Raw genomic sequence first — 11,671 nt, forward strand, 5'->3', positions numbered from 1 at the left:
ATCAGCTCGAAGCCCAGCACCTCCACGAAAGCCAACGTCGGGGATAGGGCGCAAGCCGAATACCCCATCTGAGTCTAATCAACCATGTTCCCATTCATCAACAGCTCCTAGAACCCTCGTCGGCGGCATTCTGAATACGGGGAAAGCCCCTTGGCCTACGAAAGCCAAGGGGCCTGAATGAACACTTGGAGCGGCACGAATAAGCGACAAGTTCAGATCGCCTCAGCTTGGCGCGTAGTGCAGCGCCCAGGAGCTGTAGCAATCAAAGCTCTCGGGATAGTCTGCCGGTCGCCGATCACCATAGGCGCGCATCCGGTCTTTCGACCCGAGCGCCTCGGAGTATTCATGCGCGGGCACATAGTAGAGAAACTTGAGCGTGCGCCGCGCGAATTTCCAGACCCCTGTTTCGCGGCGGTATTCGTCGATGTAGCGCAGGCTGCCGACGAGGGTCTGCCCGTTACGATGTGCCTCGGCATGACAAAAGACCTCCCCAGTGGCCTTGTCGGGATCGGCATCGTCGAAGGTGATGACGGTGTCATGCGTCCAATGCACCGAGATCGATAAGACCTCGAAACGTTTGCGATAGACCTCCATGACTCGGTCGATGCCGACGCCTTCCATCATCCCGTCTTGGCTGCGCACCACTGCGTCTTCGGTGAAAATCGAGCGCAGGAGCGGCACATCACGATCGTCGCAGGCCTTGCAGTATTTGGATATGATCTCGAGAATTGCGTTTCGGCTTTCCAGCCGGTCGATCCGTTGCAGTATATTTTGATCCATTTTTCTTCCTCCCTGATGTGCTTGGTCAAAGCGTTGCTTCGGTGCCGAAAATGAGTGTGGCCTGGCTCGAAAGCACGCCACCGTTACCGTGGCTGAGGGCAATTTCGGCGCCAGGCACCTGCCGCGCCCCTGCTTCGCCGCGCAGCTGGCGCACTGCTTCGACCATCGTGAACAGCCCGTACATGCCGGGGTGATTGCATGACAGCCCGCCGCCGTTGGTGTTGACAGGCAAGGCTCCGCCCGGCGCGATGGCACCCGAGGCTACGAAGCGGCCGCCCTCACCCTTGGGGCAAAAGCCGAGGTCTTCCAGGAACAGCACGGTGTTGATGGTGAAGGCATCGTAGAGTTCCACTACATCAACCGCTGCCGGGGTTATTCCGGCAGCTGCCATCGCGCGGGGGCCAGTGATCGCAGCACCAGTGATGGTGAGATCTGGCATTGCTGCGATTTCTTTGTGAGTCACCGTCGTGGCGCCGCCCAGCAGCGGGATCGGCGCGCGGCTGTCACGGGCGCGGTCGATACGAGTCATCACCACCGCAGCCGCACCATCGGTAACTAGACAGCAATCCGATACGCTGAGCGGGGTCGAGATCATCCGCGCGTTCAAAAGCGCTTCGATCGAGGTTGGTTCGCGGCACAAAGCCTCTGGGTTCATCGCTGCCCATTGCCGCGCGGCAAGGGCCACTTGGGCAAGGTCTTCGCGGGTGGTGCCGAAGGCGTGCATGTGACGCGCCGCGGCAAGCGCATAGCCACCGACCGGCATACGTGCGCCATGTGGGCCTTCGTAGGGAGAGGCTCGCAACGCTGACACCAACCGCCCAGCATTGCTGCGTTGGTTTGAGCCGTAGGTGATCAGCGCCACATCAATTAACCCGGCGTCGAGCGCCAGGGCGGCGTGGATGGCGTGGCAAAGAAAGGACGAACCGCCGGTGCGGTTGTTGTCGACGATCGCCGGGGCGATTCCAAAATATTCGGCCATTGCAAGGCCGCCAAGGTAATCGTCGGGCAGCGCAACGAACAGCCCGTCGACCGCGTTGATCGAAATGCCGGCATCGTCAAGCGCGCGATAGCCGGCTTCGGCGGCCATTTCCAGTGCGCTGTATCCGGGACATTCCCCAAGCCCAAAGGTCGCCGCGCCAACAACGGCGCTGCGACCGCGCGGGAAGGCTTCTGCCCAGCTCATTGTGCACGGTCGAAGACGACCGTCGGCGTCTCGCCTTCCGTTATGATCCGGGCGGTCACAGCGTCCCCGATGGCCACGCTGTCGGGTGTGGCCGCGGGCATATGCGAGAGCATCCGACCGCCTTCATCCAAGTCGACTAGCACGACTATCCGGGGCGGCTCCGGCGGCTTTTTTGGCTGGACCGTCATCGCATAGATCACCCCGCGCCCCGATAGCGGCGCAAAGGCGCCGAGCTTGCCGCCGTGACCCGGCGCACGTAGGCGCGGGGGAAACACGGCCGCACCGGACTGCGGATCGCGCTGGAGCATGAAGCAGCCTTGGGCGAGAAGACCCAGATATTCGGCTTCGGGGGCGTTGGTGTCGTCGGTCACTATATGCCTCAGATAATCTTGTTCGTCCGCAGGTTCTGAATTTCCGCATCGGTGAGCATCAGGCGTTCACGCAGGATCGCTTCGCTGTCCTCGCCCACCAGCGGCGGGGCCCTTGAGATATCGACCGGGGTTTCCGAGAATTTCAGCGGGCTTCCCGCCACGTGGATTTCTCCCATCACCGGATGGTTCAGCGTCACGAACATTTCGCGCACGGCAAGCTGTTGGTCCTTTTCGATGTCATGCATGTCATTGATTGGCCCGCAAGACACCTTGGCGCCATTGATTCTTTCCATCCAGTAACGCTTGCCATGATGCGCCAGCGCTTCCGTCATGTCCTTGGTCAGCTGCACCCGATTGGCAAGGCGGTCGCGAGAGCGAGCATATCGCAGATCTTCGCCCCATTCGGGGTGACCTAGCGCCGCAGCTAGCCGCGCGAATTCGCGGTCGTTGAAGGTGGCAATCAGGATGTGGCCATCCTTCACGGCAAACACCCCGTTGGGCACTGCCGTAGGGTGGTCGTTGCCGGTGCGCGGCAGCGGCGCACGAGCGTTCATCCAGGCAGAGAGCGAGTTCAACAGAAGCCCGACCTGCGAATCGAACAACGAAATATCGATATGTTGCCCCTTGCCAGAGTGTTCCCGATGATAGAGCGCCGCAAGGATGGCGATCACTGCGTTATTGCCCGCCGTAATGTCGGCAATGGGCACTCCCACTCGCATCGGGCCGGCTCCGGTCATGCCATCGGGCAGGCCCGTCACCGCCATCTGACCGCCCATCGCCTGCACAAGATAATCATAGCCAGAGCGTTCGCGATAGGGGCCGGTCTGGCCGAAACCGGTGATCGAGCAATAGATCAGGCGCGGGTTGAGCGCATGCAGATCTTCATAGCCTAGCCCATAGCGTGCCAATGTGCCTGTGCGGAAATTTTCGATGAGCACATCGGATTCACGCACTAGCGCCTTCAGGATTTCGCCTCCCTCGGGTCGGGCGAAATCCAGCGTCAGCGATTTCTTGCCGCGGTTCACAGTCTGGAAATAGGTTGATTGCTCGAGTTTCGTGGTTGGCGAGGTAACCCAGGGCGGGCCGAGAGTGCGAAGGTCGTCCCCGTCGCCGACCCGCTCGATCTTGATCACATCCGCACCGAGATCGGCTAGGGTCTGCCCGGCAAGAGGGCCCGCGACCACGCGCGAAAGATCGAGCACCTTCACACCTTCAAGAATTCGCTTTTTTTGCGCGCTGATCGGGCAGTCCGCAGACGGGGTTAAATGATTCGTTCTGTCGTCCACGGCGTTCTCCCTTGCTCGTCGATTCCGTACACAGGCGGCAAAACATTTATGCGCACGTGCATTTTGAAGTATACAATAATCCTTTTATGATATACATGTAAATACAGATCGTAAGGAATGGACTTCAGCGCAGGAAGCGCGGACCCTGCATTGATGGAATTGGAGGACGCGAGGCATGGATCTGGGCCTGAAAGGTCTGAAAGCCGCCGTTTCGGGTGGTTCACGCGGGATCGGGCGGTCGATAGCCGACTTGCTGGCGCAAGAGGGTTGCGATGTTTCGGTTTGCGCACGGGGGCAGGAAAGCATCGATGCGGCCGTAAGCGGGTTCGAGGCGCATGGCGTTCGTGCGATGGGGCGATCGCTCCAGGGGCGCGATGGCGATGCAATACGGGGCTGGATGCGTGAGACCGTCGAAGAGTTTGGCGGGCTCGATATTTTCGTTGCCAGTCTCTCGGCCGGCGGTGGAACCAATGAAGATCGCTACTGGTATCGCAATTTTGAAATTGACCTGATGAGCGCGACCCGCGCCGTTGCGGAAGCCTATCCGGCGCTAAAGCAAAGCAAGAATGCCTCGATCCTGATCATCGCCACGATGGCGGCATCTGAAACTTTCGTCGCGCCGATGGCCTATAACGCGATCAAGGCGGCGCTGGTCACGTGGTCAAAGCAACTGGCCGAGGCCTATGCACCCAAAGGGATCCGGGTGAATTGCTTGTCTCCGGGGCCGACAATGTTTCCTGGATCGAACTGGGAGATGATCAAGGTTGCGCGATCGCGTACCTTTGCCAGCGCCGTTCGGCAACAGCCCACCCGCCGGATGGGCGAGGCCGAAGAAGTTGCCCGCTCCGCTGTTTTCCTGGCTAGCCCTGCTGCGCGCTGGTGCGTGGGTTCTCATCTGTTGGTGGATGGCGGGTTCACCAAAGGCGTCCAATTCTGAGCGAGGCACAAATGACTGTTCATCGGATCAAAGCCGGAGACTTCACTAAAACTCCGATTGAGAAGACCGAAACCCCGGACCTCGGGACTGATCTGATCCCCAAGGCGCGTTACATCTCGCCCGATTTCATGCGGAAGGAATGGGAGCGGATGTGGACGAAGGTCTGGTTGTGGGGCTGCGCTTCGGAGGATATCGAAAATCCGGGCGATTACATCGTCACCTCTATTGGCCGCGAGGAGATCTTACTGACCCGCCAGCCTGATGGCAGCGTGCTTGGCTTCTACAATGTCTGCCCGCACCGGGGCAACCGTGTGATGGTGGGGCAGGGTAATGCAACGACCTTCAAGTGCAACTATCACCATTGGGAATACAAGCTTTCAGGCGAATTCGAAAACCTGCCCGATGTCGAGACCTTCCCGCAAGGTCCGCCGCCCTGTGGCGGGCTTGCCCCGGTAAAGGCGGAGGAGTGGAATGGCTTCGTCTTCTTCACGCTCAACCCCGATGCCGAACCGCTTCGCGACTATCTTGATCCGCTTTGCGAGCACCTTGAACCTTACCATTTCGACCGGATGGTGAAGGTTGTCGACTGGACGGCGGAATGGAACTGTAACTGGAAAACCAGCGTGGATGCTTTTAACGAGGCCTATCATGTCCAGGGTATCCACCCGGAACTACTCTATTTCCTCGAAGATAAGCATATCCAGATTGATACTTATGAGCGTCATAATCGTTACCTGATTCCGTTCTCGACGATATCGCATCGCGTGAACGAGACCACCGAGATCCCGCATCTGATCAAACATGCCATGAAAGAGGCGGGAATGGATCCGGCTGATTTCGACGGCAGGGTTAGCGAGGTGCGCGTGGCGCTTCAGAAATACAAGCGCGCACATGGGGCAGAAATGGGCTTCGATTATTCTGATCTGAACGACGAGCAGCTTACCGATGATTATCACTACATGATCTTCCCCAATATCACGATGAACACCCATGCCGACGATCTGATGCTGTTCCGCCAGCGTCCTCATGAGACGGACCCTGACAAGATGTACTTCGATGTTCAGATGTTCCGGCTTTTGAAGGCAGGTGAAGAGCGGCCGCGCAAGCCGCGCAACGAACGCTTCAAGCATGGCGAACGGTCGATGGGTCTGGTCATCGATCAGGATGCGGCCAACCTACCCGGCGTGCAGCAGGGGATGCATTCTGCCGCTTATGAAGGGCTATGGCTTGGCGATCAGGAACTGCGGATCCGCCACTTCCACAAGGTGTTGATGGACTATGTTGGAGAAGATTGATCCCCACCCGGAGCGCAAGTGGGAAGATCTTGAGGTCGGCGAGGAATCCCGGTCCAGTCCGTTGACGATAACGGAACAGGATATGCTTGATTTCGCTCACCGCTACGATCCCCAGTATTTCCACTCGGATCAGGAGGCGGCCAAAGATTCGCTGTTTGGCGAACTGGTCGCCTCGGGCCTGCACACCGCAGCTTTGTGGCGGGTCATGGATCATGAGGTGAATGGCAATATCGATTGGGTTTGCGGCGTGCAGTGGGATGAGGTGCGTTGGCGCCATGCGGTGCGCGCGGGGGATACATTGGTCGCCTGTTCGCGTGTTCTGTCCAAACGCCTCTCGGCAAGCCGACCCCGCATTGGCCTTGCCAATCTTGAGCATTGGGTCGAAAATCAGCATGGCACGGTGGTGTTTTCCTTCATCTCGACTGCCCTCGTCTACCGGCGGGCGGTATGATCCCGCCGCGGGTCGAGGTGCTGCTGATAACAGGCGGTCCATGGCATGACATGGACCATGCCCGGCTTGAGCTGCTTGGCCTGATGGCCGAAATCGAGTGCCTGCGCGTCACAGTGAAAGACAGCTATGATCCGGCGGCGATCGCGGCGGCGGACATGATCGTCACCTATACGTGCGATATGGTGCCGCAAGCGCAAGCCCTTGATGCGCTGGACGGGTTCTTCGCCCGGGGCGGGCGCTGGTTCGCCCTGCATGGGACCAATAGTGCGATGATACTCGAAGGGGACGATCCCGTGGTGTGCCCCCCGCTCCCTGATCGGGTGCGGGCCATGCTGGGCAGCCAGTTCGCCGCACATCCCGCGCCGGGGCAGTTCAAGGTCAAGCCGACTGGCGATGCCCATCCGTTGGTGGCGGGGATTGAACCCTTCCGGGTGGAGGATGAGCAATATCTTCAGTGGCATGAGCCGGGTAACCGGGTGCTCCTGACAACCACATTTGCGGGTGACACACCGCTGTTTCAAACCCAACACTGGGACCGCAGCGCACACCAGGTGATGTATCTGCGCGATATTGGCGCGGGTGCGTTGCTGTATCTGACGCTTGGCCACACGCGCGGGCGCTACGACATGCGGCCGATCACCGACGAATACCCGTTTGTCGAACGGGGCTCATGGCCGCATCCGGTATTTCGGGAACTTGTCCGGCGGGGGCTTCGCTGGGGCGCGAAAGAGGAACACTTTGCATGAACACGACCTTTGTCGAACAAGGGGCGACCCTTGTTCGCTATGAAATGGACGATGGTGTAGAGCTGGTCGGTGAGGCCTTCGGGGACCCTTCTGCGCCCGGGGTGCTTTTGGCGCATGGTGGCGGGCAAACCCGCTATGCCTGGAGCCGCGTGGCGCGACGGCTGGGTGAAAATGGGTGGCACGCGCTCGCGCTTGATCTGCGTGGGCATGGTGAAAGCGGTTGGGATCCGGCCAGGAATTATTCCCTGGAGCGCTATGGCAAGGATCTTGCCTCCGTTGGCAAAGCCTTTGCCTCTCCGTCGGTTCTTGTTGGCGCCTCACTTGGGGGCAATGCTGGACTGTTGGCGCTGGGGAGCATCGCGCCCGGCGTCTTTCGTGCGCTGGTACTGGTCGACATCACCCCCAAGATCGACGTCAAGGGAGCGGACAAGGTCCTTGACTTCATGGGCAAGCACCTTGAAGATGGGTTTGGAAGCTACGAGGAAGCGGCCGCGGCGATTGCCGCCTATTTGCCCGAACGAAAGGGCCGCAAGTCTAATGTCGCAAGTCTTGCGCGCTATCTGCGCACCCGGCCGGATGGCCGTTACACTTGGCATTGGGATCCGGCGTTCATCGAGGGACGGCGGTCGTCCCGGATCAATGCGCAAATACTAGAGGATCTCAATTCTGCGCTGGCTGCGATCAAGGTCCCGATCCTTGTGGTTCGCGGCTCGCAAAGTGAGTTGGTGAACGACGAAAGCGTGGCGCATTTCCTTGAAATCGCACCGCATGCCGAATTTCAGGACGTCACAGGGGCCGGGCACATGATCGTCGGCGACCGTAACGATGTATTCTCGGAAACGCTGGACGCTTTCCTGTCGCGGCTTTAGCGCGGCGCGGAAATAGTCGCACCGCGCCGCGGAATTCGGAGCATGATTCATCCTTTGCACGTCAACGGCGGGGGTGATGATTCGCCGGACGGACGAGGCGAGCAGGTCGCTGTTCAGCTATGTCGATCTGGAGGCTCGCATTGGCAAAGTCCAAGGTTGAGGCAGTCATCCCACAAAAATCCAACCGTCGCTTCCCGGCCGACTTAGACCGTGACACGTGCAAATGGCGGTGCCTGATCGAAACTTCTTTGTAAGCGGTCTCTGGGGACCACGATCGCGTCAGCTTGACGGCTTGAAGTTCCAGGGCAGGAGCTCGTCGAGGCGGCTCTGGGGATGGCCATTGGCGATGGCGGTCAGGGTGGCCCTGAGATAGGCGAAGGGCTCGGTGCCGTTGATTTTGCAGGTCTCGATCAGCGAGGAGATGCGGCCTCAGGCGATGCCGCCTTCGTCGTGACCGGCGAAGAGGGCGTTCTTTCGATTTAGGGCGATGGGTCGGATCAGGTTTTCGACCCTATTGGAGTCGATTTCCACCCGGCCATCGGTCAGGAAGGTTTGCAGCCCGTCCCAGTGGTTATGGATGTAGGTCCGCTTTTCGCCCAAGCGGGATTTGGCGGATATCTTGCGGCGTTGCGCCTGCAGCCATTCTCCGAAGGCGGCCACCAGCGGCGCGGTGCGGGCCTGACGGGCCGAGAGGCGCTGGCCGGGCGAGACGCCGCGGATGTAGGCCTCGACGGCATAGAGTTCGACGATGCGGCGCAGGCCCTCGGCGGCGATCTCTGACCCGTCGCGGTCGAACACCTCCTTGAGCTTCCGCCGCGCATGCGCCCAGCAATGCGCCACCCGAATGGGCGCACCGCCCTTGCGCGAGGGCTTGGTCAGCCGGTTGTAGCCGATGTTACCGTCGACCTGGAGGATGCCGTCGAAGCCGGTCAGGAAGGTCTCGGCATTTTCACCTGCGCGTCCGGGGGCATAGAAGTAGACCACGCCGGGCGGGTCCCCTCCGCCCCAAGGTCGGTCATCACGGGCCAAGGCCCAGAGGTATCCGGTCTTTGTCACGCCGCGCCCCGGATCCAGCACCGAGGCGGTGGTTTCGTCCATGAACAGCTTGGTCGACCGTTTCAGATGCTCGGCTAGAGCCGCCCAATTGGACGCCCATTTTGCCTTCTACTTCCAAAATCCAAACCCTCCGTCACGCCCATGTGCGCAGAATGGCCGGATCAAGCCGGAAATGGCAGGAGGGGGTCGGCGTCGCGCTTACAAGTGAACGTCAACAGACCCTAGTTCTGTGTGAGGCATCTTCCTTCTTGTTGCTCTCGCCAACATAGGGGATTTGTCGCAACCCGGTTTAGAATATACCGTTGTGTAGTGCGCTGAACTCATAGCCTACCGTGCGTGGTGGGCGCGCGGGCTCAGTTCGCGCCGGTAATGTCGCGCGCCACAAGATAGGCCATTGCCAGGCCGCGTCCTAGGGCGATCCCGCTGTTGTAGCCGGTGCCCGAAACGGTCTGCGCCGTGCAGGAACCCACCGCGTAAAGGCCTGAAATTGGCTCACCGGCCTGTGATAGAACACGGCCCTCGCCATCGACGTGGATGCCGCTATTGCCGACGGCGGCGGCTACGAAGCGCAGCTTCATGCCGTGGAAAGGCGGCTTTTCGATCGTTCCCAGCACCGGATTTGGCTTGTTGTTCGGATCGCCGTAGAAGCGGAGGACGAATTCCTTGGTGCCGCGTCCGAATTCCGGGTCATGGTCCGCGGCGACATAAGCGTTGAAGGTCTTTGCCGTGGCCTCAAGCCCATCCGGGTCGATCCCGAGCGCCTCGGCTAGCTCGGCCAGAGTATTCGCCGAGGCGACAAGCCCTTCAGGATAAGGCTTACCCGGCGGGGTCATGCCTAGACCGTATTTTTGGTGGCTTTGTTCGTCGAAGATCAGAAAGAAGGGCAGATTGTTTGCCGCATCACTCATGGTCTTGTGCGCGACGTCTGGCCAGTATGAGTCGTCACAATATCGCACGCCCGCGCGGTTCACGATCATCGAGTGCGGCATGGCTGTGTCGGGTCCATAGGAAAAACCCTCATTGTAATCCGATTTCCAACCCGGCTGCATCGTCTGGGCTGTCGGCGGCAGCTTGACGGTCGCGCCGCCAACTTGGCGCACCAACTTGATCCCGTCGCCGCGCAGGGTTTTCGGTCCGACGCTACCCCACTGGTCAGGCTCCAGCCCGACGAATTCGCGAACCAGATCGGGGTCATTGTCAAAGGTGGAAGTCGCGAGAACCACGGGACCGTCGAATTCCACCTCCCCCGTCTCTGTAGTGGCGACGGCGCCGATCACCCGCCCCTTGTCATCGTGTTTCAGAGCCGTGACGCGGTGCCCAAGCCGGATCGTGATGTCGGGTTCGCGCACGACGCGAGCTAAGAAGCTGCCGACCACGCCGGGGCCAAAGGTCAGAAGTTCGGGGATCTTCGCGGCCTCGGGTTCCGCATCGCGGCGCTCGGATTGACCAAAGCCCTGCATTCGCTGGCTTGCGTCATCCTTTACAACCGACTGGCGCCGGCCCTTTTCGAACAATTCGGCATAATCGGTGCCAACAGGGAAGTAAGGGCTGATGAGCATCTTGTCGCGCCACTCGCCCAGTTCCTCCGAAGGAAAAGGCACATTGGTCAAATAGCGGCCCGCAGGCATTGCCCCGTCAGAGCTGTTGAAATAGTCGGCAAGACCCGGAATGACAGCCCATTGGATTGCCCCTATTTCCTCCCAATAGGCCATTGCATCGGGCGCGGTGTCGATCCATCGCTTCATCGCGTCTTCGTCGAGGAATTCGGGGTGGCGATGCGCGATGGCGCGGATATAAGCCTCGGCCTTCTCCTTAGTGTCGCCTTCGATGCCCTCACGCAGAGCGACATGGTTGGCGCCCGCCCAGACCTGACCGCCGGAATAGGCGGCCGCGCCGCCCATCTTCTCGCCAGCTTCCAGAATTGTAACGGCACGACCACGCTGGGCAAGGCCAAGCGCTGTTGCCAGACCACTCAAGCCTCCGCCGACAACGATGGCGTGCTCTCTTGTCTCGATCGTCATCTTTCGTCTTCCTCGAACAAAAGCGCATTGTCGCGAAAGCGTACTGGCGCCCGTGCTTGCATTGGTCACATATTGGCGCCGGATCGCGAACTACATCGCTTGTTCGGCAAATCGATCCTCTTACCCGAATCTACGTATACAATAATATAACAGATGTATATATAATTTCGAGATAAGCGGAGGCGGCAACCGGGTGGGACTCGAATGACCTCGACAGCAGACAAGCTCGAGCTTTTGGAGCGGATTGCTGCATATGCGGACGCGGTGAACAGACGCGATTCACGGGACTGGATCAACTGCTGGACGCAAGACGGGGTCTGGCTAATTCGTGATCGCCGCATCGAAGGACGCCCTGCCATCATGTCAACATGGCAAGCAGCCATGTAACGTTACCGGGAGGTTCATTTCTTCTCGCACCCCGGCCGGATCGATCTGTCGGGCGCAACCGCAACCGCGTGGACCGACACCCAGGAGTTCTTGTGTACAGACACGGGCGAGCGCCGCATCCAGATCGGAGCGTATGAAGATTGGTTTATGCGTGAGGGGGGCGCTGGCTGTTTGCACAGCGGGTCTTCTCACTGCGCGCGGCTCTGTTGCACAAAACACTCGAAATCCGGGCTGCCGAGTTCACCACCAGCGACAGAGGCGACGCGCCCATGCGGCCCGAACTGCTCGA

The 11,671-nt window shown here is 59.9% G+C and carries 11 protein-coding genes and 1 pseudogene; 6 read left to right on the top strand and 6 right to left on the bottom strand.

Annotated features, from left to right (window positions below; genetic code table 11):
- Positions 1 to 222: 222 nt before the first annotated feature.
- Genes MXB90_RS16855 through MXB90_RS16870 form a run of 4 tightly spaced genes read right to left on the bottom strand, consistent with a single transcriptional unit; the run spans position 223 to position 3,620 of the window.
- Complete coding sequence (locus tag MXB90_RS16855; RefSeq protein WP_250046584.1) at positions 223 to 780, bottom strand: nuclear transport factor 2 family protein; 558 nt, start codon at positions 778 to 780, stop codon at positions 223 to 225.
- A gap of 25 nt (positions 781 to 805) precedes the next feature.
- Positions 806 to 1,963, bottom strand: a complete 1,158-nt coding sequence (locus tag MXB90_RS16860; RefSeq protein WP_250046585.1) for an acetyl-CoA acetyltransferase — start codon at positions 1,961 to 1,963, stop codon at positions 806 to 808.
- A complete protein-coding gene (locus tag MXB90_RS16865) occupies positions 1,960 to 2,334 on the bottom strand; it encodes a Zn-ribbon domain-containing OB-fold protein (RefSeq protein WP_250046586.1) in 375 nt (124 codons plus the stop codon). The genes MXB90_RS16860 and MXB90_RS16865 overlap by 4 nt, the downstream gene beginning before the upstream one ends.
- An 8-nt stretch (positions 2,335 to 2,342) precedes the next feature.
- Positions 2,343 to 3,620 (bottom strand): CaiB/BaiF CoA transferase family protein, encoded by a 1,278-nt coding sequence (locus MXB90_RS16870; protein ID WP_250046587.1) that lies wholly within the window; start codon positions 3,618 to 3,620, stop codon positions 2,343 to 2,345.
- Between the two features lie 175 nt (positions 3,621 to 3,795).
- On the opposite strand from MXB90_RS16870, the gene MXB90_RS16875 reads away from it, so the two are divergent.
- From MXB90_RS16875 to MXB90_RS16895, 5 genes are read left to right on the top strand one after another with little or no spacing between them, the layout of a single operon-like run.
- A complete protein-coding gene (locus MXB90_RS16875) occupies positions 3,796 to 4,557 on the top strand; it encodes an SDR family NAD(P)-dependent oxidoreductase (protein WP_250046588.1) in 762 nt (253 codons plus the stop codon).
- A gap of 11 nt (positions 4,558 to 4,568) precedes the next feature.
- On the top strand, positions 4,569 to 5,852 hold the full coding sequence (locus MXB90_RS16880) for an aromatic ring-hydroxylating oxygenase subunit alpha (RefSeq protein WP_250046589.1): 1,284 nt from the start codon (positions 4,569 to 4,571) through the stop codon (positions 5,850 to 5,852).
- Positions 5,836 to 6,303 carry a MaoC family dehydratase gene (locus MXB90_RS16885; RefSeq protein WP_284040877.1) on the top strand — a complete coding sequence of 156 codons (468 nt, stop codon included), beginning with the start codon at positions 5,836 to 5,838 and terminating at the stop codon, positions 6,301 to 6,303. Before MXB90_RS16880 ends, MXB90_RS16885 begins: the two co-directional genes overlap by 17 nt.
- Positions 6,300 to 7,049 (top strand): ThuA domain-containing protein, encoded by a 750-nt coding sequence (locus MXB90_RS16890; protein WP_284040878.1) that lies wholly within the window; start codon positions 6,300 to 6,302, stop codon positions 7,047 to 7,049. The genes MXB90_RS16885 and MXB90_RS16890 overlap by 4 nt, the downstream gene beginning before the upstream one ends.
- Positions 7,046 to 7,918: an alpha/beta fold hydrolase gene (locus MXB90_RS16895; protein WP_250046592.1), complete on the top strand. Its 873-nt coding sequence runs from the start codon at positions 7,046 to 7,048 to the stop codon at positions 7,916 to 7,918. Before MXB90_RS16890 ends, MXB90_RS16895 begins: the two co-directional genes overlap by 4 nt.
- Positions 7,919 to 8,197: 279 nt before the next feature.
- Here MXB90_RS16895 and tnpC read toward each other — a convergent pair.
- Positions 8,198 to 9,055: pseudogene (tnpC, locus tag MXB90_RS16900) on the bottom strand (IS66 family transposase); the annotation flags it as partial.
- Between the two features lie 272 nt (positions 9,056 to 9,327).
- On the bottom strand, positions 9,328 to 10,995 hold the full coding sequence (locus MXB90_RS16905; protein ID WP_250046593.1) for an FAD-dependent oxidoreductase: 1,668 nt from the start codon (positions 10,993 to 10,995) through the stop codon (positions 9,328 to 9,330).
- 204 nt (positions 10,996 to 11,199) lie between these two features.
- Between MXB90_RS16905 and MXB90_RS17900 the strand changes: the two genes are divergently transcribed.
- A complete protein-coding gene (locus tag MXB90_RS17900; RefSeq protein ID WP_462982320.1) occupies positions 11,200 to 11,382 on the top strand; it encodes a nuclear transport factor 2 family protein in 183 nt (60 codons plus the stop codon).
- Positions 11,383 to 11,671: the final 289 nt, after the last annotated feature.

This window comes from Phaeovulum molybdatiresistens (assembly GCF_023544865.1).
Classification (GTDB): Bacteria; Pseudomonadota; Alphaproteobacteria; order Rhodobacterales; family Rhodobacteraceae; genus Pontitalea.

Coding starts and splice junctions, on each gene's coding strand:
- MXB90_RS16860 (WP_250046585.1), bottom strand. CDS start 1,963: ATGAGCTGGGCAGAAGCCTTCCCGCGCGGTCGCAGCGCCGTTGTTGGC.
- MXB90_RS16890 (WP_284040878.1), top strand. CDS start 6,300: ATGATCCCGCCGCGGGTCGAGGTGCTGCTGATAACAGGCGGTCCATGG.
- MXB90_RS17900 (WP_462982320.1), top strand. CDS start 11,200: ATGACCTCGACAGCAGACAAGCTCGAGCTTTTGGAGCGGATTGCTGCA.
- MXB90_RS16855 (WP_250046584.1), bottom strand. CDS start 780: ATGGATCAAAATATACTGCAACGGATCGACCGGCTGGAAAGCCGAAAC.
- MXB90_RS16880 (WP_250046589.1), top strand. CDS start 4,569: ATGACTGTTCATCGGATCAAAGCCGGAGACTTCACTAAAACTCCGATT.
- MXB90_RS16885 (WP_284040877.1), top strand. CDS start 5,836: ATGTTGGAGAAGATTGATCCCCACCCGGAGCGCAAGTGGGAAGATCTT.
- MXB90_RS16905 (WP_250046593.1), bottom strand. CDS start 10,995: ATGACGATCGAGACAAGAGAGCACGCCATCGTTGTCGGCGGAGGCTTG.
- MXB90_RS16875 (WP_250046588.1), top strand. CDS start 3,796: ATGGATCTGGGCCTGAAAGGTCTGAAAGCCGCCGTTTCGGGTGGTTCA.
- MXB90_RS16895 (WP_250046592.1), top strand. CDS start 7,046: ATGAACACGACCTTTGTCGAACAAGGGGCGACCCTTGTTCGCTATGAA.